This window comes from Natronorubrum marinum (genome assembly GCF_052040125.1).
Lineage (GTDB): Archaea > Halobacteriota > Halobacteria > Halobacteriales > Natrialbaceae > Natronorubrum.
This window is the reverse complement of the sequence record NZ_JBPPFV010000002.1, coordinates 804,867-828,681: the sequence shown is the minus strand read 5'-3', so window position 1 is coordinate 828,681 and position 23,815 is coordinate 804,867. Positions and strand designations below refer to the sequence as shown.

General features: G+C 64.5%; 23 protein-coding genes and 1 tRNA gene. 15 read left to right on the top strand and 9 right to left on the bottom strand.

What is annotated here, in order from left to right; translation table 11 throughout:
- Window positions 1–71: 71 nt before the first annotated feature.
- Window positions 72–500 carry a universal stress protein gene (locus ACSFC5_RS13730; protein WP_440765812.1) on the top strand — a complete coding sequence of 143 codons (429 nt, stop codon included), beginning with the start codon at window positions 72–74 and terminating at the stop codon, window positions 498–500.
- Window positions 501–520: 20 nt separating this feature from the next.
- Here the strand turns inward: ACSFC5_RS13730 and ACSFC5_RS13725 are convergent, their stop codons facing one another.
- Entirely contained in the window at window positions 521–982 is a 462-nt protein-coding gene (locus ACSFC5_RS13725; RefSeq protein WP_440765811.1) for a universal stress protein, read from the bottom strand.
- Between the two features lie 139 nt (window positions 983–1,121).
- Window positions 1,122–1,874, bottom strand: a complete 753-nt coding sequence (locus tag ACSFC5_RS13720; RefSeq protein ID WP_440765810.1) for a sugar phosphate isomerase/epimerase family protein — start codon at window positions 1,872–1,874, stop codon at window positions 1,122–1,124.
- A gap of 228 nt (window positions 1,875–2,102) precedes the next feature.
- On the opposite strand from ACSFC5_RS13720, the gene ACSFC5_RS13715 reads away from it, so the two are divergent.
- The 4 genes from ACSFC5_RS13715 to ACSFC5_RS13700 all read left to right on the top strand — a co-directional run bounded on the left by ACSFC5_RS13715 (window position 2,103) and on the right by ACSFC5_RS13700 (window position 6,241).
- Entirely contained in the window at window positions 2,103–2,876 is a 774-nt protein-coding gene (locus ACSFC5_RS13715; protein WP_440765809.1) for a hypothetical protein, read from the top strand.
- Window positions 2,877–2,950: 74 nt separating this feature from the next.
- Window positions 2,951–3,934, top strand: coding sequence for a phosphomevalonate decarboxylase MvaD (gene mvaD, locus ACSFC5_RS13710; protein ID WP_440765808.1), 984 nt, complete (start codon window positions 2,951–2,953; stop codon window positions 3,932–3,934).
- Between the two features lie 134 nt (window positions 3,935–4,068).
- Window positions 4,069–5,436, top strand: coding sequence for an alpha/beta fold hydrolase (locus ACSFC5_RS13705; RefSeq protein ID WP_440765807.1), 1,368 nt, complete (start codon window positions 4,069–4,071; stop codon window positions 5,434–5,436).
- Window positions 5,437–5,452: 16 nt separating this feature from the next.
- Window positions 5,453–6,241 (top strand): acetoacetate decarboxylase family protein, encoded by a 789-nt coding sequence (locus ACSFC5_RS13700; RefSeq protein WP_440765806.1) that lies wholly within the window; start codon window positions 5,453–5,455, stop codon window positions 6,239–6,241.
- A 62-nt stretch (window positions 6,242–6,303) separates the two neighbouring features.
- On the opposite strand, the gene fen is transcribed toward ACSFC5_RS13700, so the two are convergent.
- The gene (gene fen, locus ACSFC5_RS13695; RefSeq protein WP_440765805.1) at window positions 6,304–7,281 is read right to left on the bottom strand and encodes a flap endonuclease-1; all 978 of its coding nucleotides are present in this window, start codon (window positions 7,279–7,281) and stop codon (window positions 6,304–6,306) included.
- Between the two features lie 314 nt (window positions 7,282–7,595).
- Complete coding sequence (locus ACSFC5_RS13690; RefSeq protein ID WP_440765804.1) at window positions 7,596–8,195, bottom strand: GNAT family N-acetyltransferase; 600 nt, start codon at window positions 8,193–8,195, stop codon at window positions 7,596–7,598.
- Between the two features lie 210 nt (window positions 8,196–8,405).
- Between ACSFC5_RS13690 and ACSFC5_RS13685 the strand changes: the two genes are divergently transcribed.
- The 5 genes from ACSFC5_RS13685 to ACSFC5_RS13665 all read left to right on the top strand — a co-directional run bounded on the left by ACSFC5_RS13685 (window position 8,406) and on the right by ACSFC5_RS13665 (window position 11,800).
- A complete protein-coding gene (locus ACSFC5_RS13685) occupies window positions 8,406–8,960 on the top strand; it encodes a hypothetical protein (RefSeq protein WP_440765803.1) in 555 nt (184 codons plus the stop codon).
- Window positions 8,961–9,056: 96 nt separating this feature from the next.
- Complete coding sequence (locus tag ACSFC5_RS13680) at window positions 9,057–9,425, top strand: DUF7344 domain-containing protein (RefSeq protein WP_440765802.1); 369 nt, start codon at window positions 9,057–9,059, stop codon at window positions 9,423–9,425.
- Between the two features lie 42 nt (window positions 9,426–9,467).
- Window positions 9,468–10,193, top strand: coding sequence for a DICT sensory domain-containing protein (locus tag ACSFC5_RS13675; protein WP_440765801.1), 726 nt, complete (start codon window positions 9,468–9,470; stop codon window positions 10,191–10,193).
- Between the two features lie 111 nt (window positions 10,194–10,304).
- On the top strand, window positions 10,305–10,982 hold the full coding sequence (locus tag ACSFC5_RS13670; RefSeq protein WP_440765800.1) for an ABC transporter ATP-binding protein: 678 nt from the start codon (window positions 10,305–10,307) through the stop codon (window positions 10,980–10,982).
- Window positions 10,982–11,800 carry an ABC transporter permease gene (locus tag ACSFC5_RS13665; protein ID WP_440765799.1) on the top strand — a complete coding sequence of 273 codons (819 nt, stop codon included), beginning with the start codon at window positions 10,982–10,984 and terminating at the stop codon, window positions 11,798–11,800. The genes ACSFC5_RS13670 and ACSFC5_RS13665 overlap by 1 nt, the downstream gene beginning before the upstream one ends.
- 193 nt (window positions 11,801–11,993) lie before the next feature.
- On the opposite strand, the gene ACSFC5_RS13660 is transcribed toward ACSFC5_RS13665, so the two are convergent.
- The 4 genes from ACSFC5_RS13660 to ACSFC5_RS13645 form a co-directional block, all read right to left on the bottom strand.
- Window positions 11,994–12,064 (bottom strand) — tRNA-Gly (locus tag ACSFC5_RS13660).
- A gap of 100 nt (window positions 12,065–12,164) precedes the next feature.
- Complete coding sequence (locus ACSFC5_RS13655) at window positions 12,165–12,866, bottom strand: class I SAM-dependent methyltransferase (RefSeq protein ID WP_440765798.1); 702 nt, start codon at window positions 12,864–12,866, stop codon at window positions 12,165–12,167.
- A gap of 45 nt (window positions 12,867–12,911) precedes the next feature.
- A complete protein-coding gene (locus ACSFC5_RS13650) occupies window positions 12,912–15,023 on the bottom strand; it encodes a type II secretion system F family protein (RefSeq protein WP_440765797.1) in 2,112 nt (703 codons plus the stop codon).
- 8 nt (window positions 15,024–15,031) lie between these two features.
- Window positions 15,032–16,873, bottom strand: a complete 1,842-nt coding sequence (locus tag ACSFC5_RS13645; RefSeq protein WP_440765796.1) for a type II/IV secretion system ATPase subunit — start codon at window positions 16,871–16,873, stop codon at window positions 15,032–15,034.
- Window positions 16,874–17,079: 206 nt separating this feature from the next.
- Between ACSFC5_RS13645 and ACSFC5_RS13640 the strand changes: the two genes are divergently transcribed.
- From ACSFC5_RS13640 to ACSFC5_RS13620, 5 genes are all read left to right on the top strand, one after another.
- Window positions 17,080–17,550 carry a DUF5793 family protein gene (locus ACSFC5_RS13640; protein ID WP_440765795.1) on the top strand — a complete coding sequence of 157 codons (471 nt, stop codon included), beginning with the start codon at window positions 17,080–17,082 and terminating at the stop codon, window positions 17,548–17,550.
- Window positions 17,551–17,716: 166 nt separating this feature from the next.
- Window positions 17,717–18,871 carry an ABC transporter ATP-binding protein gene (locus ACSFC5_RS13635; protein WP_440765794.1) on the top strand — a complete coding sequence of 385 codons (1,155 nt, stop codon included), beginning with the start codon at window positions 17,717–17,719 and terminating at the stop codon, window positions 18,869–18,871.
- A gap of 166 nt (window positions 18,872–19,037) precedes the next feature.
- Complete coding sequence (locus ACSFC5_RS13630; RefSeq protein WP_440765793.1) at window positions 19,038–19,688, top strand: DUF998 domain-containing protein; 651 nt, start codon at window positions 19,038–19,040, stop codon at window positions 19,686–19,688.
- 68 nt (window positions 19,689–19,756) lie between these two features.
- Window positions 19,757–20,035 carry a UPF0058 family protein gene (locus ACSFC5_RS13625; RefSeq protein ID WP_006089374.1) on the top strand — a complete coding sequence of 93 codons (279 nt, stop codon included), beginning with the start codon at window positions 19,757–19,759 and terminating at the stop codon, window positions 20,033–20,035.
- A 48-nt stretch (window positions 20,036–20,083) separates the two neighbouring features.
- Window positions 20,084–22,876 carry a DUF7527 domain-containing protein gene (locus tag ACSFC5_RS13620; RefSeq protein WP_440765792.1) on the top strand — a complete coding sequence of 931 codons (2,793 nt, stop codon included), beginning with the start codon at window positions 20,084–20,086 and terminating at the stop codon, window positions 22,874–22,876.
- Between the two features lie 289 nt (window positions 22,877–23,165).
- On the opposite strand, the gene ACSFC5_RS13615 is transcribed toward ACSFC5_RS13620, so the two are convergent.
- The gene (locus ACSFC5_RS13615; protein WP_008163294.1) at window positions 23,166–23,471 is read right to left on the bottom strand and encodes a hypothetical protein; all 306 of its coding nucleotides are present in this window, start codon (window positions 23,469–23,471) and stop codon (window positions 23,166–23,168) included.
- Window positions 23,472–23,815: the final 344 nt, after the last annotated feature.

Below are 23,815 nucleotides of genomic sequence, written 5' to 3'. Positions count from 1 at the left end.
CAGGACGATCGGGAGCCGTGAGTCCGTCGCGTGGGTTTACAACGCTCTCCGACCAACGACGAACGACGACGATGCCCCAATCGATTCTCGTCCCCCACGACGGCTCGGAGCACGCACAGACGGCGTTCCAGTACGCACTCGAGACGTTCCCGGACGCGCGGATCGTCCTCTTTCACGCGATCGACCCGTTCGAACTGACGCCCAATGCGGAGGACCAACTGCCGCCGTTATCCGAAGCCTGGCTCGACGAACAGCGGGGCGAAGCGATCGCACTGTTCGACGACGCGCGCGCCGGGACCGACGAAGGGACTACCGCGGTCGAAACCGACACCGCGTTCGGCTCGCCGGCACAGACGATCGTCGCCTACGCCGCGGACGGCGATTTCGACGGGATCGTCATGGGGAACCGCGGACGGAGCGGCGTCTCCGAACTACGGCTCGGAAGTACCGCGGAACTCGTCGTCAGACGCGCGGACGTTCCGGTCACCGTCGTTCGGTGACCCTGTCCCTGATTCGACGACTATCGAGCGGACTCGTCGCGCACGACGGTGACGGTGACCGGTGATCGACGGACGACCATTTCGGCGACGCTCCCGAGTAACAGCCGGGTCGGGCCCGTCCTGCCGTGGCTACCGATGACGATGCCGCCGATCTCGTTCTCGTCGGCGTAATCGACAATCTCGCGTGCGGGTTCGCCGCTCGTGGTCTCGGTCGACACCGTCGCGTCGTACTCGGCAGCCAGTTCGCGAACCTCGTCGAAGATTCGATCCTCTTCCTCGCGCGCTCGTTCGTACCACTCCTCGGAACCGTGTGGCGGTTCGTTCCGAACGTCGACTTCGGTTGCCGAACTGTAGCCCGGATCCATCGGATCGAGCACGTGAATCGCGACGATCGGTGCGTCGGGATACTCCTCGAACGCGTATTCGAGTGCGCGTCTGGACATTGGTGATCCGTCGATCGGAACGAGTAATTGACGAGACATCGATCGTTCCTTCCCCGCGGCGTCTCAAAAGACTATCAGGCAACGCCGGCGACCGTTCAGCGAAACGCACCGTTTGAATACGACTCTCGCTCTCGGTGGTCAGCTTTCTCCCTCCTCCAATTATTTCGAGCGGTTGCAGTCACGGATCGATTGCTAACGTGTCTGTCACGCGCCGTGCGCTGTCGCACAGTAACGGGACGTCGTCGGTGAAAACTTCGACTGCGACGGTTCCCTCGAACCCCTCGAGATGCGTCGCGACGACCTCGTAGTCGATCTCACCGGCGCCGATCGGGAGGTGCGTGTCGCCGCGGCTGCGTGCGTCGTGGACGTGCAGATGCGAAACGAGATCCCCGTACTGCGAGAGGAACCGGTCGACGCCGTCGTCGCCGTCTTCCATGAATGCGTGACCCACGTCGAAACAGACCGCAGTCTCCGTCTCGCGTGCGAGATCGCCGAGGACCGTCAGCGGCAACCCGCGCTTCTGATGGCCGACGTTCTCGACGACGAGTTCGACGCCGGCGTCGGTTGCGGCCGTCCCGATCGCGCGCAACTGGTTGGCGAAGGTCGGCCGAAGGCCGGTGTCGTGCGGGTTTCGGGCGGTTCCGTGAAGGACTGCCTTTTCGGCACCGACCGACCCGGCCCACGAGAGGAGTCGGGAGAGATACGCGACGATCGCGTCGTTGATTTCGGACACCGGCGTCGCGACCACTTGCCTGAACGGGAGGTGGACGCAAAGGTCTGCATCAGCGCCCGTCAGCGCTTCCTCGAGTCGGTCCGTTTCGATCTCGTCGATATCGGTTCCCTCGCCGATCGATAGCTCCGCGAGGTCGAACCCGTCGATCGTCGTCTCCAGGCGCTCGAGCGAGTCGCCGACGGTGAGCCCAACGTCCATACGACTTCGTCGTCTTCGATTCCCTTGACAGCTTCCCCCGGCTGATCCCGGCGTCAGTTTCGTTGATGCTCGGTTCGATCGAAGTGGGTATTCGAAGAGAAGGATACTATTATTATCGTGAAGGTTGTCGTTCAAATAACGATCGCTCTCTGTTCACTGTATCGCACCACCCGGCTTCGATTCGTCACCGGGCCGTTCAGCGAGCCGTGAGCGACCGACCCGATAACGATGTCACCTGGGAACGAGCCACCGTCGGCAGACGAGCCACCGAACGCGGTCGACGGCGGCGTCCTCGAGTCGCTGCTATCCGAACTCCAACGCGAGGCAACCGATGCCGACCGAGCGGCGCTTCGCCGCGCGCTCGAGGTCGACGATTCCGCGGCCGCTGGCGACGGGACCGAGACTGACGTCTCCGGCGCCGATGGGAGTGTGAGCGAGGAGTCCGTCGAGACCACACTCGCTGACTTGCACGCCGAACTCGAGGTAACGAGGGGCGATCTCGACGTAATCCGGTCGGATATCGAGGATCTGCGAACCACCGATGACGCCCTCCGCAGTCGACTCGACTCGACGCTCGAGCCCCGACTCGAGGAGATCGCTCGCCGGCTCGCGGACCTCGATTCCCAGCAGACCGATCGCCGCTCGGAAGTGAGCGGACTCCGGACCGAACTCAGAGCGACGAAAGAGGAACTCGACGCCGCGATCGACACACGCGACGACCGACTCTCCGAACTCGAGACGCGTCTCGAGACTCGCGAGGCGACTCTCGAGGCGCGGACGGACGAGCAATCGCAGCGAATCGACGAACTCAAAGCGCGACTCGACCGCGAAGTGGTGTTACTCAGGTCCGAACTCACCAGACAGATCGACGACGTGACCGACGACCTCGAGGCCCTCGAGGAGTCGACGTCGAGCGACGTCGAGGCTCGGATCGCCGCACTCGAGGACGATATCGAGTCGCTCGAGGCGTGGCGACGGTCCATCGTCGCGCACCTCGAGTAACGAACGCGGCCCGATCTGTCGACGATCGATCGGATGCCGTGAACTTTAAGCGGGCGTCATCCGCGTATCCGGGTATGAAAGCCACCGCCATGGCCCACCCGATTCAGGGGTTGGTCAAGTACCACGGCATGCGCGACGATATCGAGCGGCTTCCGTACCACGACAGCATCAGCCTCTGTACGGCCCCGAGCCACACGCGCACGACCGTCGAGTTCTCGATGGACTACGACGAGGACACGTTCGTCGTCGACGGCGAGGAACTCGACGGCCGCGCTCACGAACGGGTCGAAGCCGTCGTCGAGAAAGCGCGCTCGAAGTCCGACGCCGCCCACACCGTCTACCCGGTCCGTCTCGAGAGCGAGAACAGCTTCCCCTCGAACGTCGGTCTCGGCTCCTCTTCGTCCGGCTTTGCGGCCGCCGCGATGGCGCTCGCCGACGCGGCCGAACTCGACGCCTCGCGCCAGGAGATTTCGACTATCGCCCGCGTCGGATCGGCCTCGGCCGCGCGCGCCGTCACCGGCGCGTTCTCCCAGCTTCATACGGGGATGAACGACGAGGATTGTCGTTCCCGACGGATTCCGACGGATCTCCACGAGAACCTCAAGATCATCGTGGGTCTCGTTCCGTACCACAAGGAGACCGAAGACGCCCACAACGAGGCCGCCGACAGTCACATGTTCCAGGCCCGCAACGCCCACATCCACGGCCAGATCGCCAAGATGCGCGATTACCTCCGAAACAACGACTTCGAGAACGCCTTCGAGATGGCCGAACACGACTCGCTCTCGCTCGCCGCGACCACGATGACCGGCCCCTCGGGTTGGGTCTACTGGCAGCCCGCGACCCTCGAGATTTTCAACCGCGTCCGCCAACTCCGCGAAGAGGAGGATATCCCGGTCTACTTCTCGACCGACACCGGCGCGAGCGTCTACGTCAACACCACCGACGAGCACGCCGAGCGCGTCGAAGAAGAGATTTCGGACTGCGGCGTCTCGACCACCGTCTGGAACGTCGGCGGGCCCGCGAAACTGCTTGACGAAGAGAAGCACCTGTTCTAATCGCGCCGCGGGCCGTTCGATTTGATCGGGTTCGATACCGGACTGTGGGTTTATCAGGCCCCATGTGGGTAGTTACCATCCCTGACGCTGGCCGCGGGAGCAACTGACGGTACCGGCGTAGGGGGAGTACACGAATGACAACCGAAACACTAGCTAGCGAGGAATGGTGGAACGAGTACCGGACCGTCGTCAACGCCGATCCGGAGATGAAACTGCACGGCCGGGACGCATTCGACGACGATTTTTTGATCGGCATCGGCGAGGAGCACTTCCTCGTCGAGATGCAGAGTGGAGAAGTCCAGGACGTTCGAACGCCGGGGCTGGACGACGCGTGGTCGTTCGGCGTCGTTGGTCCGCGCGAGGCGTGGGAGGAGTTCGTCAGCGAGGTGCCACAGCCACACCACAACGAGGTGTTCGCCTCCTTCTACCGGACCGCGGTCAAGGGCGAGGAGGGGTACTTCGACCTCGTCGGGAATCACAAAGCCATCTTTCAGAACTTCCGGCCGTTCCAGCGCGCGCTGGATTTGATGCGGACGGCTCACAACGGCGAAGAGCCGCGGACGGAAGGCACCAATCGCCCCGCTGAGGCGACGGACGAACCGATCAACGGACAGTACGTCACCGTCGATCTCGAGGGTGTAGATCACCGTATTTACTACGAGGCGGCCGGGCCCGAAGACGGGATTCCCCTGCTCTGTCAGCACACGGCTGGGTGTAACAATCAACAGTGGCGGCACGTGTTGAACGACGACGAGATCACTGAACAGTTCCGCGTGATCGCCTACGACTTGCCGCGACACGGAAAATCGGTTCCACCGTCAGGCGAATCGTGGTGGACCGAGCAGTACGATCTCACCGGCGAGCGATTCGCGGAGACGATCGTCTCTATCGCCGACGCGCTCGACCTCGAGGACCCCGTGTTCATCGGGTCGAGTATGGGCGGAACGATCACGCTCGAACTCGGAGACTGGTATCCGGAGCGGTTCCGGGCCCTCATCGGGCTCGAGGTTGGGCTGTTTACGCCCGGATTCTACATCCAGTGGCTCGACCACCCACACGTCAATGCGAACGACGTCAACTCGCACGCGACGTGGGGACTGATGGCGCCCCACGGCCCGGAGTGGGCTCGGCGAGAAACGCTCTATCTGTACGAGCAGGGCGCCAACGGCGTCCTCAAGGGGGATCTCCACTACTACTCCGCGGATCACGACTACAGTGATTCCGCCGACGATATCGACGCCGAGCAGGTTCGCATGTACCTGCTCAACGGCGAGTACGATTACCTGACGAACCCCGACGACGCCCGAGAAGCCGCCGACGCGATCGGCGAGGGGGCGACGGCTCACGAGATGAAAGCCACCGGCCACTTCCCGATGAGCGAGCGACCCGAACTGTTCCGCGCCTATCTGAAGCCGGTGCTCGAGGATATTCGCGGCGTCCGAGATGACCCGCTTCCCGACGTCCTCGCACCCGAGGACGTCGGCGTCGAGGCGAACAAGTGACTCCCGATCGATATTCATGACCGACAATCGATTCGACCCCGAGACGTACGCCGGCATGCCGCCCGGAACTGCCGTTCCGTCGCCGCAGTTGATCAAGAACGCGCGAATGCTCATCATCGGCTACGAGGCCGACCCCGAGGTGCTCGACTCCGTTCTGCCGCCCGGACTCGAGCGCCACCCGAACAACCTCGTCCAGATGAACATGTACCGGGTGCCGTCGACGACCCAGACGAGCCACCTCGAGCCGTACACGCTGACCTACCTGACGGTCGAGATAGCGGATCGCGACAGCACCGCGATCAGCGAAGCACAGGGAGAGATGCCGGTCCCCGGCCGCTTCTGGGTCGGGTACTGGAACGATTCGCCGCAGATGCAGGCGTACACCCGAGAGCGTAGCGGGATTCCGACGCAGGCCGGCACGTGTGCGTGGGAGGAGGACGACGGCGAGTTGGTCTCGACGCTGTCCGTCGACGGCGACCCCGTCATCGAAGCCGAAGCCACCGTCGGTGACGACCAGATCGACACGCTCACCGGCCACCTCCACTACTACGCCCACCGCCAGCTCCCGGAGCCGGCGGGTGGAGGGGCGCAGATCAGCGAACTCCTCGAGTTCCCGCTGCCGTTCGTCAGCGAACTGTACGAGGCCGAGGTCGAGGCAGTCGAGTTCGACTTCCCCGAGGGATCGCGGTACCAGCAGTTTGCCCCGGTCGAACCGCTGTCGACACCGTCGGTGTTACACGGAACGGTCACGTTCACCTACCCGCAGGCCCGTCGGGTTCGGGATTACCTCGCCGAAGACACGTAGCAACGCGGTTCGCGGACGGTCACCTTCGGACCGTTTTTTGCTCGAGCCGAACCGATGTCGGATCACGTCCAGCGGTCCAGCCCCGTCTGCGTGACCCCCTCCTCGATCCGCTCGAACCCGCGTGCAACCTCGTCGGCGTCGACCGCCCACTCCTCGCAGACGTACTCCCTCGCGGCCTCGAGGTCCGGATCGAGCGACGTCTCGAACTCGTAGTCGTCGGTCACGTTCGGGTCGCGAAACAGCTGGCGGACGCGGTCGCCGTATTCGACGTGTGCTCCGCGGGCCTCGAGGACGCTCCAGAGATCCCCGTGCTCGGTGATCGCCTTGATCGCCGTCTTGGGACCGATCCCCGAGACGCCCTCGTTGAAGTCCGTCCCGATGAGGATCGCTGCATCGATGAGCTGCTCGAGGGTCAGCTCGTGGTGGGCGAGCGTGGCCTCGAGATCCATCAGTTCCGGATCCCCCTTGCTCGTGAGTTGACGCAGGGTGAGCGGCGAGCCGAAGAGCAGCGCGTCGTAGTCCTCCGACCCGACGTAGTCGGCGTCACCCCGCTTGACCATGTGGGCCGCCTGGGCCTCGCCCTCCGCGGGGGCTTCGACGATCGGGACGTCGAGCAGTCGGAGGAGTTCGCGACTGGTCTCCTGAATCGTCGGCGTCAGTCGTTGGGTGCGAGACTCGAGTTGAGCGATCGCGACCTGGTCGCCCTCCTCGCGGGCGGTCTCGAGTTGCTCCTCGTACGTTCGGCGCTGTTCGCGACGCGACTCGATCTCGTCGTCTTTGAGCTCCGAGGGGCCGCCGTCGAACACCATCACCGGGACGATATCGTTCTCGAAGAACTTGGGCAAGCCCTGGACGATGCCGATGAGGTTTGCGACCTCGGTGCCGTCGCTCGTGGTGTACTTCCCGCTGTTCGTCCACTTGACGGTCGTCGTCAGGTACCGGTAGAGCCAGTTGTGCGCGTCGACGGCGACGACGCCCTCGACGTCGGCGAAAGGGATCTCCTCGATGACGGCGATATCTCGAAGTGCAGCGTTTCCCATTGAGGAATCCTTGGGACGACTGGGATTTGTATCATTGGCTTCCGGTCGTCGCTGCTCGAGCGTGTGTACGCCCGGTAGTGACGCGGACCGCTGCCAGTCGCCCGACCGTAGTACGCCGGCGAACGACCGCCCGAACGCGTAGTACGCTGCGGACGACCGCTCCAACGAAAGCTACCCTGGCAACGGTGAGCGCCACACCCTCCCCAACCGACTCGCTCACGGCCGCTGGCCGTTCGCTCGCCCCTCGCGAGTTTCGGCGCGTCTCGCCGCTCGCTCGCCGCGCCGACGCGCGCCGACGATCGATCGAACCGCGCTTAGTCGCGAGATTCGAGGCCAGGTGGCTCACTGTCACACCGAGCGTCGAGGAACTGCGCTTCTTCGTCGCTGAGATCGCGGCTTCGGAACTCCTCGAGACCGGTTTGGTAGCGATCGAACTCGCTCGAGTCCGCATCGTCGCTCGGAACTGGGTACTCGAGGACCAGTTCGGCGATGCCCGTGGTCTCCCCCGTGTACGCGAAGCCGGTTCGGTAGAGCGCCTCGTAGGCGAAGGGGTTGTTGACCGCGATCCGGAGTCGGTCGTAGCCGCGCTCTCTGGCGCGGTCTCGGACGAGCGCGAGGAGTTCCGGACCGATCCTCTCGCCGCGTCGCTCGCGCTCGACGGTCACGTAGCGCAGCCAGAGGGTTCCCTCGTCGGTGCGGTCCTCGTTGAACGCGACGGCCGCGACGATCGGGACTTCGACGACGGAGCCGTCGATTTCCGCTGCCGCAGCGTTCTCGTCGAGTTCGGCGCTTGCGTCTCGAGCGACGGCCTTCCCGGTGTTCGTCATGACGAACTTCCCGGCGTAGCTGAAGCGCTCGTAGTCGAGCCGGAGTTTGGGACCGTCGGGCGGCCAGCCGAGTAGTTCGTACTCCACACTGTGACCGTTCGCGCCCAACACACTAAGATCGAGGGTATCGACCCGCGTTCGAGCGACCGTCGTCCTCTACTCGAGCGGCCGGCATCCGCCGTCTACTCGAGGTCGTCGCCTCGAACCACTCGAATTCCCGGCCGTAGTCGGGGTGGCACCGCGGAGGTTGTAGTTGCCAGTCGAACCCTTTTGCGGACGCTCGTGGTACCCGAGGGTATGAGTACCGAGTCCGATAACGCGACGGCGTTTGGTATTAGCGGGGCCAGCGGCTGGCTGGTCGGCGGGGCATTCGGCGGCGCGATCGGCGCCGCCGCGTTCGGGGTCCTCATGTGGGTTCTCGACCCCGCGATCGTCGAGGTCGCGATCCCCTCGATCTACGGTCTCGAGCCCGTCGGACTCGTCGGCTGGGGGGTTCACGTCGTTCACGGGATCGGTCTCGGGCTGGTGTTCGGGCTCCTCGTCACCCGGGATCCGATTCTCGGGATCCTGTTGACCGACGTCGAAACGGACGCCGTCTCCGGGATCGGCGCGATGGCCCGAATCGTCGGCGCGGGATTCGTCTTCGGACTCGCGGTCTGGGCGATACTCCCGCTCCTCGTCCTCCCCGTCTGGGCCGACGCCGCGGGCGGTGGCGGCGCAGTCGGCGACTTCCCGACGGCCGCGATCGAGAGCCTCGTCGGGCACCTCCTGTTCGGGACGGTCCTCGGCGCGGTCTTCGCTGCGACCGTCGATTTACACGGTCGGTCCTCCGACCGGCCACTCGAGGACTGATACGCCGGCGATCAGCTATCGCAACCCAGGGATCGATCGTGACCGGCGATTGAAGGCGAAAGATTCCCGTCGCTATCGGTACTACTAGCGACGAGGATGGATCCACCACGGCTGCCGTCGACCGGGCCGGAAACGAGCCCGGACGTGCTCGACGACGCGTTTCTGGCGCTTCGAAACCGGACGCGTCGCTACGTCTGTTACTTCCTGCTCGAGCACGAGACGGCCTCGCTGTCGGAACTCGCCGACGTCGTCACCGGCTGGATCCACGCGACCGACGGCGGAATCGTCGAACCGCAGTGTCGGACCAATCAGTATTCGAACCTCGTCCACACCCACGTGCCGCGACTCGTCGAAACCGGCGTGGTACGACACGATACGGAGGCGGAAACCCTCTCACTGGACCCCTGTCCCGAACCGGTTCGCGACGTGGTCGCTCGAGCCTGCGAGGCCGAAACCGGTATGTGATACTGGAACCCACTCGACGATTACCGACACACGAACTCTCAGATGTTACTCTCCGCCTACGTCGATCGATACACCCGATCGAATCGGTCGATCGTCGTCTACGCACCGCCACCGCGACCGGCGGTCGTCGACCGACTCGAGGCGGAAATCGGCGTCGAGGACGTCGAGCACCGAACCCTCCCGGACGTGACGGCAGCTAGCCAGGCCTTCCTCGTCGTTCGCGAGGATGCGGCGTTCGTCGCAGCGGTCGATCTCGACGCCGTCAGAGAGTTCCTCGAGCCGCCGATCCACGATCCGTGGGACGAGCGCTTAGACGAGACGACCTACCGCCGCGTGATCGATATCTTCGAGTCGACGGTGTGGCACGATCTCGACCGCCGACGGCTGCTCGCAGTCAGTCGCGAGATCGAAAACCGCGCCTGGCGGATCGGCAGCGGAACACTTCGAGTCGGCTTCCAGCGCTCGGAGGCGCTCGAGAAGATGGTCCCCGTCTACAATCGCCTCGCCGCCGAATCGGCGCTCGAGATCCACGTCTATATCGACGACGAGTGGACCCACCCGTCGATCCCGGGCGTCACGATCCACCCCGACTCGGGCGACGAGATCGGGTCGTGCTGGTTTCTCGTCTTCGACGGCGACGGCGACGAACTCTGGAACAGCGCCCTCTTGGCGACTGAAACCGATCCCGGCGCGTTCGACGGCCTCTGGGTCGACGACACGCGACGGGTTGCGGCGCTCGAGCAGGCCGTTCTCGAGAGCGCCGAGTGAATCGTCGGAACCCCCCGTACGGCGTCGAACCGAGTTAGAACCGATTTCGCCAGCGCTGTGTGCGCACCACCCGTACTTCCGTCTCGAACCAACCAGTACTCCATATCCATAATGACGCCGAACCAAAAACTCGAGACCCGTACTCTCGGGCGGACCGTCGACGGGGATCGCATTCTCGAGGACGTTTCAGTTTCAGTCCCTGAATCGGAGGTCCTCGTCGTCGTCGGTCCGTCCGGGGCAGGCAAATCGTCGTTTCTCAGGCTCCTCAATCGACTGGACGAACCCACCGACGGAACCGTGAGTCTCGACGGCGAAGACTACCGCGAGATCCCGCCGAGAGAACTCCGCAGGCGCGTCGGCTTGATTCCGCAGGACCCTGCGCTCGTTCCCGGGTCCGTCTTCGAGAACGTCGCTCGCGGACCGATACTCCGAGACGAACCCGTTGACGAGACGCGCCTCGAGGAGTTGCTCGAGCGCCTGGGACTCGCCGGCTACGAGGACCGAGACGTCGAAGAACTCTCCGGTGGGGAGAAACAGCGCGTCGCGATCGCTCGGACCCTGTTGAACGAGCCGGACGTGCTGTTGCTCGACGAACCGACCTCTCATCTCGATTCCGCCGCCGAAGAGCGCGTCGAGGCGCTTCTCGATGATCTTATTCGCGACCTCGATCTTACCGTCGTGATGGTCACTCACGACGAGGAACAGGCGCGGCGGCTCGGTGATCGCGTGCTGATACTCCGGGACGGGAAGATGGATCGGCTCGGACCGGTCGAGGAGGTGTTAGCCTGATGGAGACCGTACTCGAGGAGTTCCTCGAGCAGTTCGCCGATCCCGTTCTCCTCACCGGTCTCGCACAGGTCGCGGTTGCGGCCGTTCTCGCCGCGCTCGTCGTCGGAATCTCCCACCTGCGAGGGCTGACACTCGAACGAGAACTCGGCGTCGCCCTCATCCGAGGACTGATCCAGATCGTCGCGATGGGGTCGATCGTCGGCGTGCTGCTGACGGTGGATTTCGTCTGGAGCGGCGTCATCCTGCTGTGTATGATGATCGGGGCGACGTGGATCTCGAAGAATCGAGGCGAAGGGCTGCCAGGGGTGGTCCGGGTTTCGTTCTTCGCGATCGTCTTCGGCTCCGGATTGGTGATCGTCACGATGACGCTCGCTGGCGCGATCGAGGCGACCGTTCGGAATCTGGTCCCAGTCGGGAGTATGATCATCGCGAACGCGATGCAGATCAACTCGCTGGCGCTGGATCGGTTCAAGAGCGAGATCGCGTCGAACCGGGCCGAGATCGAGGCCGGACTGGCGCTCGGAGCGCCGCCGACCGCCGTCATCTCTCGTCACGTCGAGACTGGCGTCCAAGCGTCACTCATCCCGGTCATCGACTCGCTGAAAAGCCTGGGGTGGGTCTGGATTCCGGGAATTATGGCCGGGATGATTCTCGCTGGCGAGAATCCCATCTACGCGGCGCTCTACCAGTTCGTCATCATGGCGATGATCTTCGCTGCCGGCGGGCTGACGAGTATGACCAGCAGCCTGTTGATCGGCAAATACGTCTTCACCGACGCCGAGCAGTTACGGCGTATCGAGACGGACTCGAGTGACTAACCGTCATTCGTTGTCTCGTCGTACTTGAAATTTAGTCCACGAAAAGTGCAAGGTACAACGGAGTTGCGTATGCGCGGACCGGGACTTGAACCACGCGAAGACGGTCGCGTTCGCTTCGCTCACGCGCTGCGACTTCTCTACTTCAAGTCCCTCATACGATTGCTGTCGCTCGCGAGTTTGCTCGCGACAGAAGTGCGCGGACCGGGACTTGAACCCGGGCCATGAGCTTGGAAGGCTCAGGTCCTGCCACTAGACCACCCGCGCGCATTCTTCGATTCTTCCTCGGTGTTTAAGGGCCTTCCGTTTTCGGTCAACCCGCTCGAGTCGGCCATTTCTTCCCGTCTCTCACGGCACCGGAGCAAGCTCACCCGTTCGACCCGGCCACCGTCGCGTAGCAGTTCCCGCTCGAGACCTCCCAATCGACCACCTCGAGCGCACTGTCGGCGAGTTCGGCCTCGAACTCGTCGGGGGCGTAGATGTGGTAGAATCGATCCACCGTTTCGCCGCCCGGCAGCGTCCAATCGACGGTCGTATCGAAGCCCTCGGTTTCGTCGAACGTCTCGTGGGCGGTCGACCACGCGCTGACGACCGCGCGGCCGTCGGGGGCGAGCACGCGCGCGAGTTCGTCGAGGCTGTCCCGACGCGCTTGCTGGGTTGGAAGGTGATGCAGCGTCGCGACGTAGACCGCGATGTCGACGGCGTCGGACGAAAGCGGCAGCCGTGCGGCGTCCCCCTGACAGAGCGCGACATCGAACTCGCGCTCGGCCGCGCGCTCGCGGCCCGTCTCGAGCAGCCCGCGGCTGACGTCGAGTCCAACGACGCGCTCGCAATGGGGGGCCAACAGTTCGGCGTGGCGGCAGTTGCCACAGCCGAGATCGAGTCCGACGGCGTCCTCGCGCGAGACCGCGTCCGTCCCGTCCGCGTGCGTCTCGACGAACGCCTCGACTTCGGGCCAGGCGTACTCCCTGGTCGAGGCGAAGTGCGTGGCGATCCGGTCGTAGGTGTCGCGGACGGCGACCCGTCGGTTCACGTCGCGTGCGTCGGGTCGATCCTGCTGGTCGGCCATCGTCGGCTCTCCTCGGGGAACGTGCAAAAAGCGTTCGCAACCGGCTCAGACGATAATCGCGAAGAGGAGGATCGTCAGTCCGATCATGACGGCCGCGTGTTTCGCGCCGCCGCGAACGTCACCCGTGCTCAACTGACCGGCGATCAGTCCGGAGAGCAGCCCCTGGATGAGCGTCGCGTGGTAGAACAGCGTGCCGTAAGCCAGACCCTCGCCCTCCGAGAAGCCACCGAGTCCGTCGACGGCGGCACTCCCGGCGGTATCGGTCGCGATATCGGCGCCTCCCGTCGGCAGATTCGGTAGGAGGTACGCCGCGAGCACGGTGATGATGAACAGGAAGACGAGAAACGAGACGTAGACGACGATCAGGTACTCGACCATCCGCTCCCGGCGCTCGCGCTCGAGGCGGCGGTCGGCCGCGGCCTGTCGCGCCGCGATCCGGAGGACGGTCGAGAGATTCCCGCTGGCGTTCATCGCCTCGGTGAGCAGGGTGACGACCCGGGAGGTCGACCGCGTGCGCACTCGCGTTTCGAAGCGGCCGAGGGCGGTCTGTAAGTCCGCTCCCCACTGGACGTCGGCCCAGACGCGGTCGAGTTCGACCCCGAGCGGGCCGAGGTCCGAGCCGCGAACGTGGTCGAACGCGGAGACCAGCGGCATCCCCGCCTCGTTGACGCTCGCCAGTCGATCGAGTAGATCCGGAATCGCCGTCTCGATGGCGTCGATTCGACGCCGGTGGCCCTCATAACAGATCGCGAACACCGAGACGACGAGCAACAGTCCGAGCGCGACGGCGTCGTCGATCGCCGCGACGTCGAAACCGCCGGAGAGCGCCCCCGGAAGCTGCCAACCGATTCCCGCGAGGGCGATCGGCACGGTGATCGCGAGTGACAGGGACGGGCGCTCGAGAAGCGCCCGCGTCGGATTCCCGAATCGGTCGCGGAGTCCCTCGATCCGTCGGTAGTAGCGAACGCGTTCGACGTTCGGATGAGCGCTCGAGTCAGGGGCAGCGACCGCAACGCTCGGCTCACCGCCGTCGGCGAGGGGAGCGCGAGTGGCCACATCCCCGACGGGCACGCCTTCGGCCGTGGCCGTCGGTCCCTCGGCCGCCGTTCCGGGCGTGATCTTGTCCGTCACGACGCTCAGGTAGATCACGAACGCGAGGTTGCCGAAGGGAAGGATCAGGTAGACGAGGGCCTGCAGCGGATCGAGCGTGTCGCCGACGGCGATACCGATGACGACGAGGATCGTGATGAGAAAGAGCGGTCCGGCGACGAGCACCGTCACGTAGGCCTCGGCGAGCGTCGCCAGCAGATCGAGGGTGCGCTCCTGCTGGGATTCGGCTTCCTCCTGATAGTCGTGATACTGTCGCTCGAGGAACGCCGAGAGGCTGTGGCCGCTCTGGAGGACGCTGACGAGGTTCTGCGAGAACTCGGCGAACTGCGGACTCGGGGACCGACGCCCCATCGTCTGGAGCGCCGTGACGACGTCCATTCCGAAGGTGTCCATGTTGCGCACCGCAACCTCGAACTCCGCGGCGGCCTCGCCGTAGGTGTCCTCCTGTGCGGCGACGATTCGAATTACCTTCGGGAAGGCCATCCCGCTCCGCGAGAGCGCGTAGACGAACGCGACCGTCGAGGGGAGCGCGGCCTCGATTCGACGAGCGCGGTTGTCGGCGACGTAGCCGGGGTACCACCAGCGCAGCCAGTACGCGCCGCCGCCCGTGATCGCCCCGAGGGTGAGACAGGAGGCGAACAGCAGGCCGAACAGTTCGAGGGGTGCCAGCGCCGGAACGCCGCCGAGGTTCGCGAGGAACTCGAGGGTCCCCGGTAACGCCTCGCGCAACGTCGCGGGATCGATCGAGAGCACGAGCAGCACGCCCCAGATGACGTAGATGCCGAGCACCGAGCCGAGGATCGCGAACAGCCCGGTGTACAGCAGGGTCGTCGAACCGTACTCGCGGTACGTTACCGGAAACTGCGCGGCCCGGAGCGCCGACTGCCTTCCGGGATGTTCGCTGCGGAATTCGTCGACGTAGTCGCCGAAAAGCCGAATCGATGTGCGGGTGAGGACGCGATCGACTCGACTCGAATATCTGGCGACCACTACGGGCGAACAACAGAGCACGGCGACGAACAGCGGGAGGAAGTTCGAGAGGGACATGATGGGTATTAGTGGTGATCGTCCCCGTCCACGTGCGCGTGCTCGCGGCCGTTACGACGCTCGTTCTCGCCTGTGCCCTCGTTCTCGCTTGTACCGTCCTCGGTGTCGTTCACATCGGTCTCGATGTCGGCCGTATCGTCCGCGCCGCCCTCGGTAAACGAGACCCTCATGTCACCACCGCCGGTCGAGTCGGTAACGTCGTCGTCGCTAGCGTCCGCGATCGTCTCGAGGATGCGCGCCGAATCCGCGTAGTACTCGTTGACCAGCGCGGTAAAGCGCCGGTAGTCGGAGATCCCATTCGCCTGCAGGTACTCGAGAAAGCGCTCGCGGTTCTCGAGTTCGGTCAGGAGCTCCGCCTGGCTCCAGCCGCGGTCGTCGCGCACGGCCTCGAGCACCTGGCTCCCGCTGGAGCGAAAGCTGTCGGTGTCGCCGTCCCAGGTAAAGGCCGTCGAGTAGTCGAGTTCGCCCGTGCGCTGGTCGATCCCCTCGATTTCCGCGAGCACCTTGTTCCGCCGGACGCGACCGTCCTCGAGTCGGGTGAGCGTCTGAACCGAGAGGATGTCCAGACTCTGGACCATCGGTCGAGGGACGTTGATGGGCTCGTTCTCTAAGCGATTGATCGCCGTCTGAACCGAGTCTGCGTGCATCGTCGAGTAGGTCGTGTGGCCCGTGTTCATCGCCTGGAAGAGCGTCATGGCCTCCTCGCCGCGGACCTCGCCGACGACGATGTACTCGGGGCGGTGGCGCAGCGCGGAGCGCAACAGGTCGTACATCGTGACGTCCGTCCCCTCGTGGATGCGCTCGCGGGTGACCGACGAGAGCCAGTTGTCGTGGTACAGTTGTAACTCGCGGGTGTCCTCGATGGTCAGCACCTTCGCGCGCGGCGGGATGAACATCGAGATGGCGTTCATGCTGGTCGTCTTCCCCGAGGCGGTGCCGCCCGCGAAGACGAGGCTCTTGTTGTGCTCGATCGCCAGCCAGAGGTAGGCCATCTGCTCGACGCTGAACGTGCCGTACTCGAGGAGGTCGACGGGCGTGAACGGCTCGTCGGCGTACTTGCGGATCGTAAAGGCGGAGCCGCGCGGGGTAACCTCCTCTCCGAGGGCGAGTTCCGCGCGCGAGCCGTCGGGCAAGGTCGTCTCGACCATCGGATCGCCGATGGAGATGTGTCGACCCGAGTGCTGGGCGAGTCGGACGACGAAGCCGTCGAGGTCGTCCTTCGCGAAGGAGACGTTCGTCTCGATGTCGGTGTACTCGTCGTGGTAGACGAAGATCGGCAGCTCGTAGCCGTCACAGGAGATGTCCTCGACGTGGGGGTCGTGCATGATCGGATCGAGGCGACCGTAGCCCCGGAAGTTCCGATGGACGTAATAAAAGAGGCGGTAGAACGTCGCCATTTCGACGTCCGCGCCGTAACGCTCGAGGTAGTCGTGGATCGTCTCCCGCAGGAGCGTCTCGACGTCGGTAGCGTCGTCCTCGCGATACAACAGGGGATCTCGAATATCCTCGAACAGCGTCTCGAGCAGAACGGCTTCGTCCTCTCGGAGCGTCGGCTCGACGGTGTGGTACCGATACTGGTTCGTCTCCGGATCGTGGCCGATCGTGACGAACGAGAAGGGCGCGTTCACCCAGTATCGGTCGACCTCTTCGAGACCGTCGATCCCGTCGAACTCGAGCAGCGGGCCGTGGCTCGCAGGGTCGTAGCTGGTGACGTCGATCTGCGACCCCCGGAGCGTCTCGAGGACGCGGCGGATCGTCCGGCGGGCCGTCTCGAGGGTCGGCTCGGAACGGCCGTCGTGGCCGTCAGAATCTGCGCGGTCGGTCGCGGCTGGGTCGATCTGATCTACCATCTGTGGAGTGGCCCCGCGAGCGATGCAGCGTTCGGCGGTCGGTGGACGGTCGACTCGCAGAGCGGCGGGTTTCTGGCAAGTCGGGTCCGAACCCTGATAAGTGAGATGGCCGAACGATCGGCCACGAACTGGTATGCAAACTGGACGAACTCGGACACGGGGTGCGTCACGTTGATACGGTGTGAGTGCGAACCCTCGGGTACGGAATGAGGCGCGAGCATTTCACACTAGATGTCAGTAATGTCGACTGGGTCGAGACCGACGGCGAACCGAGCAAACCCTCGGTATCGATCGATTTTACCGGCCCGGCGACGATGCTCCGCGAGCGCCTGACCGGCTCCGACGGAGACGTTCTCGAGGCGGGCGAAACGGACGTCGCGCTTCGACTCCAGGAACCGCTCGGCAGCGACGCCGCGGGTGTCGTTAGCGTCACGAACCGGGTTACCGGCGAGTTCATCCTCGAACTGAACGAGGCGGCCGACGACGTCCTCACCTTTATCCGGGCCGCCCGCGGATACGGCGAGGACGCCACCGAGGACGAGGGCCGCTACGAGGTCGAAATCACCCTCGACGGCGAACACTACGTCACCTACGACAAACGGACGTTTCTGGTCTACGACGACGAGGGGAACCTGCTTCGCCAGCACAGCCTGATCCCGAGCGGCGTCGAACTGTAGGTCGCGTTCGTCCACCGCTTGACCGTCGACCACACCCGCTCGACCGTCGACTACACCACCCGCTTGGCCATCGCTTTTCCCACCCCGCTGGAACCGACCGGTAGCTATAAGTGTTTTAGGGACGCCTAAACCAAACGAACGCCGGCAGACGCCGGAGGGTCGATCGATGGGGAACGGACAACTACTCACGACGGCGGCCGAGGAACAACCATCGGAGCCAGATGCGGAAAACGTGGTACTCGAACTCGAGAGCGTCGCCAAACGGTACGGAACCGAAGAGGTAATCTCCGACCTCTCGCTGTCCGTCTGTGACGGCGAGATTCTCACGTTGCTCGGCCCCTCGGGCTGTGGCAAGACGACGACGCTGCGTCTGATCGCCGGGCTCGAGAAACCGAACGACGGCCGGATCAGACTCCGAGACGACGATGTCGCGGGCGATGGCCGGTTCGTCCCGCCCGAGGAACGCGGCGTCGGGGTCGTCTTTCAGGAGTTCGCACTCTTTCCGCACCTGACCGCCCGCGAGAACGTCGCCTTCGGCTTACAGGAGTGGGCCGACGAGGAACGCGACCTCCGGGTGGACGAACTGCTCGAACTCGTCGGGCTCGAGGACCAGGGCGACAGCTACCCGGAGGAGCTCTCCGGCGGCCAACAACAGCGGATCGCGCTCGCCCGCTCGCTCGCCCCCGAACCCGAGATGCTGTTGCTCGACGAACCCTTCTCGAATCTGGACGTCGACCTTCGCGTCGAGATGCGCGAGGAGGTCCGCCGAATCATCAAGGAGGCGGGCGTCACCGCGGTCTCCGTCACCCACGACCAGGAGGAGGCGCTGTCGATCTCCGACCGCGTCGCGGTGATGAACGAGGGCGATATCGAACAGATCGATACGCCCCAGCAGGTCTTTCAGCAGCCCGAATCCCGCTTCGTCGCGGGCTTTCTCGGCCACGCCAGCTTCCTCTCGGCGGAGGTTCACGGCGACAGCGTCGACACCGCCCTCGGCCGCGTCCTCCGCGACGACGTCAACGGGCTCGCCCACCAGTACAACGGGACCAACATCGACCTGCTCGTCCGTCCCGACGACGTAACGGCCTTCCCGGCGAACGGCGAGGAGGCCAACGGCTCCGTCGTGTATCGCCGCTATCTCGGCCCCACCGTTCTCTACCGCGTCGAACTCGACTCCGGCGAGACCATCGAGTGCATGCACAACCACTCCGATCGGATCGATCTCGACGAGCGCGTCGCCGTCCGCGTCACCGCCGACCACGAACTCGCGTGGTTCCCGGCCGGCCAGCGCGACGGGACGACCCAGGTCGCCGCCGACTGATCTCCTCGCGACTCCGTTCGACCCTCGATGACCCTCGAGACGCCGTCTCGAGTCCGCCTTTCTCTCGCTTCGCAAGCCGTGCCGATACCGCCTCGCCTCGAGGGCGGCTTGCGAGCGACAACTCTCGATGAACGGGTTGATTACCGAGACTGTCCATTCGTCGATAATGGCCGACAGGAGCTGGAGACGAATCGCGACGACCTGCGGACTCGCCGCACCGGTCGTCGCGCTCGGCGCGATCGTTTTCGCGACGCTGCTCGCCTCGCCGGAGACGTTCACTTGGCGCGGCCGAGCGCTCTCGGATATGGGCCGCTACGAGGCCCGGACGTTCTACCTCTTCAACGGCGGGCTGATCCTCGGCGGGCTGCTCGGACTCCCCTTCGGCTGGCGGCTCTGGCTCGCGAGCCGGAGCGGCCTCGAGCGACTCGGCGTCGTCCTGCTCTGGATCGCGACCGTCGGACTCGTCGGCGTTGGCGTCTTCTTCATCGGTCACACCGAGTTCTACCTCGGGACCGACCTGCACGCGCCGGCCGCGCTGTTGTACTTCGGTCTCGCGCCGTTCGCCCAGTGGCTTTACGGCACCGGGCAGATTCTCGCCGACGAGCGGCGATTGGGAGTCGTCTCCGTCTGGCTCGGAATCGTCCACCCGCTCGCGTGGCTCGGGTGGCTGCTCTCCCGGACCGGTGCGAGCGACCCGATGGCGTGGTTCGCCGTCCCCGAGATGGTCGCCGCCCTCGCCTTCGGCTGCTGGATTTTCGTTCTCGCGTTCGGTCAGTACCGACGGGACGCTCGATCCCGCACGGAACCGACACGCTGAGTTCGCTCGAGCGTCTTGTTTCCGGGTTGCACACAACGTTTATGCCGAAACCGTTCGTACGGGCGTCCATGCATAAAGACGAACTCCTCGAGCTCCACGAAGAACTCGTCGTCATCATGGAGTACTTCTCCCAACGGGAGGACGTCGACGAGGCCCTCTTCGAGCCGTACCACCAGCTCGACGTCGACCCCTCGCACGTCCACAAATCGAAGAGCGAACACAAACACGCGGTCTTCGTGCTGGGCAACGCCCTCGCGAAGGGGATGAGCGAAGACGAGTTCTCGAGCGCGGGCCGGATCGGCAAACGGATGAAGGAGCTCGCCGAGGACGCCGAATCAAAAATATAGACAGTATCTAGGCGAAACGTATTTAGTCCGGTTCTCGCTTGTTGACGTATGGACTCGCGCACGCAAGAGCGCGCCGAACAATGGGACTCTCGCCCGTTCAGTGGTGGTTACGACGGTCTTACTGATCTCGCTGCTTCTGAGTTTTCGGGAGCCGTCGCTGCCGCCGGAACGTGGTTGTTCATGCTCAACGGCCGCATCGTCGGCGTCGTCGACGGCACGATCGAGGACTTCGAGAACGCCACCGGAACGATCCACGAGGCTCCACACCCCTCTCTCCCCCTGCTCTGTGCGATGGAAGCACAGGGCGGCGAGACGAGAGCGAAGTATTACACCAACGAGACGCCGCTCCGGGAGGTCGATGGCACGCTCCAGGAGGGGTCGTTCACCGGGTACGTCGAACTGAGCGAGAATGTCCTCAGCGGCGATTACTACGCGGTCTACTACGGCGGCCGCCGAATGGCCGCCGCCTACATCGGCAACGCCGAACGGCTGCTTACCGGCGACGAGGCGTTCGACCGAGCCGACGACGAGGTGGGAATCTACGAGGTCCGCGACGTCGATATCGACGTGACCGACGTGCCGGGGAGGGGTGGTGCCGACGCCGACGACAGTGCCGAAACGACTACCAACGCGTCTCCCGCCGACGCTGACCCCGCATCGACGGACGCCGACCCCGCATCGGCGACGGGACTGGACACCGACATCACGTCAGGAACAGCTTCGGACGACGATTCCGTCTCGGAGACGCTATCGGGTACCGAAGCCGGTACGGATCCCGACACCCACGCCGAACCGTCGGCCGACCCGACGGAGTCCGCCATCGAATCAATCGACATTTCGGGATCAGAGCCGACCACGGCGGCCGACGAGACGACCACCAGCTCGCTGATCGACGACGTCGCGTTCGACAACGTGACTGGCGGCTCGTCGGCTCCCGAAGAGACCGACGAGTCGTCCGGGATCACCGCGGCCGAGGAGCCGGTGCTGGACGCGTCCTCGAGCGGTATCACCGCGCCGGAGTCCGAACCCGACGCGCCGAACGAAGACTCCCTCGACGCGGGAACCGACCCGAGTGCGGGGACCGATCCGACCGCCGGGTTCGACTCGAGCGAAACTGCATCCGACGAGTCGGTGTCGACCTCGTTCGACGAAACCGCGACGGAGTCGTCGGAGACCGACTCGAAACCCGTCGACTCGCCGACGGAGTCGGTACCGTCAGCGCCGGCGGAAGAGGCGACAGCGGCGGACCAGACCGCCGCATCGGATCCACCGTCGGAGCCGACCGACGAGCAGTCGGACGCCGACGAACAGTCGTCGTCGGCCGAGTCGGGCACCACCGAGCGCACCAGCCCCGACCTCGCGGAGGTGGAGGCGGCCGCGGAACAACTGGATCAGAACGATATCTCCTGGACCGAGGACGACGTCGAGTCGCCGGCCGACGACACGGCCGAGGAATCGGAATCGGCTGAGCCGGCCGAGTCGACGGGTGAATCGGATGCCGAATCGAAACAGCAGGCGGATCCGGAGAACGAGCGCTTCGAGGAGGAAGCGCAGTGGCGCGAAACGCGCAGTATCCCGTCCATCGACCCCGACAACAGCCAGTCGACCGACTCGAAACGGGAGTCGGCTGTCGGCGGCGGGGCGAGACAGCGACCGAGCGCGCGCCGACAGTCGGAGTCGACGACCGGCGGATCCGAAAGTAGTGCTCGCGACGCGTCCACACCAGCCGACGACTCGAGTGCACGCTCGTCCTCCCGCTCGACGTCGAGCGGATCGACCCAACAGCCCAGCGCTCAGCAACGACAGTCGCGGGCGACGGAAAGTACCGAATCCGGATCTAGACGCGGAATTACGAGCGATACGGGGACCCAAGAACAACAGCGTATCGCCACGCTCACGGAGCAACTCGAGACGCTGCAGGACCAACGCGACGCGCTCGTCACGAAAGCCGGGGAACTCGAGACCGAACGCGATCAGCTCCGGTCGGAGAACCAGGAGCTGACCTCGACGGTCGACCGATTGCAGAGCCGGATCAGAGAGCTGGAAACCGAACTGCAGCGTGCTCGCGAGTCGGCGGCTACCACCGGGACGGGATCGGAAACACCGGCAGCGAGCACCCAGCTCCCACCCCAACGGGCGTTGGCCGAGACAAACCTCTTCGTTAGATACGGCTCGAAGAGCCAGCCGACGCTGGAGACGGCTCACGACGGCGACGCGGACAAAAACGAGGTGGCCTCGAACCTGCAACTCGAGCACCACACCAGCTTCGACGCGGCCGACGTGGCCGTCGACGGCGATCCCTACGAGGAGTTCCTGTCGTCCACCATGGAGTACCGGTTCGTCGACTGGCTGACCGAGACGGTCCTCTACGAGATTCGAGATACGGGCAACGGCGACGCGCTGGGCGACCTCTACGACGCGATTCCGCGTATCGACCGCGCCGAACTGGGCGCGTCGATCTCGCTGGCGGACGACGAGACCGAGGACGTTCCCGACGAGGTAACGTTCGACATCGTCGCGTTCGACAAGATGGGGAATCCGCTCGTCGTCGCGAACCTGAACGATTCCCGGGACCCCGCGTCGCAGGGGATGCTCGAGGAGATGGAGGAGGCCGCCTCGGCGGTCAAGGCCAATTACTCGGATCTCGCGGCGTCAGTCGTCGTCACCTCGAGTTACTTCGAACCCGGCGCGCTCGAGGTAGCGGACCAGGCGACGAGCGGCGGGTTCCTCAGTCGCGGCTCGAAGCTGAGTTACGTCAACCTCTCGCGAAAGGAGGGGTATCACCTCTGTCTGGTCGAGTCGCGCTCCGAAGGGTTCCACATGAACGTTCCCGAACTCTGAGTCTAGCTGCTTCCTTTTGTTCGGTACGCTGTGCGCGCACCCGTCGGTCCGTCGTCTCGGGCGTGTCTACGGCGGCTGCGTCTACGGAATCGGTCGGTTCGAGGTGGGCCTCGAGGGCGAGACAAAAGCGCCAGAACGGCAGTTATTCGCCGGCTGTCGACCGACGTCGGTCGACCGAGGACGGGCGGCAGCGGCGATAGTCTGCGATTCGATTCAGCGGGGACTGGTCCCCATACCCCAGGACGGCTCGAGAGCGGCTGTCGGTCTCGAGTCAGACGTGCGGGGGAGGTTAGCCTTCGATCTCGGCGACGTCTTCGATCTTCATGCCGTCGAGCTTGTCCATAATGTCGTCGAGCTTGCCGTCGAGCTCGTCGACGAACTCCGCCGTTCGCTCGGTCTTGATCGCACCCTGGCTGGAGGGCTCGATGAGGTTCTCCTCTTCGAGGACGCGCAGCGAGTAGCGGACCTTGTGGTGGGGGTAACCAGTCTCGTTCGACATCTTGACGATCCCGATCGGTTCGTTTTCGATAACCATCTTCAGGACCTGCAGATGTCGTTCCAACATATCGACTTCTTTCTCAAGTCGGTCTATCATGGCATTTGTTAACTTGTCGTTGGGCCTTTTAAAAGTTACTCCTGCCGATTCGCTTGCCCACTGTCAACTCGGTGTTCGTTCCTGTCAGTAGTTAACGCTTCCGTTCACGGAGAGACTGGCCGCACGATTGCGGCCAAATCGGCACCCGTCGTCGGGACCGATGATGTTCGGTGAGGGAGTGCTTGGCGGGCGGGCTGGACTTCGGAACTCGCTCGAGTGCGTCTGCATCTCCGCCAAACCTTCCGGGTCGTTCGGGGAAGTGGTCACCGAATCGGTCGGCACCGAGACGAGGTGTTCGTCCGACTCGAGCGGGCGACCCTATCCACAACCGTGTATATCTCGAC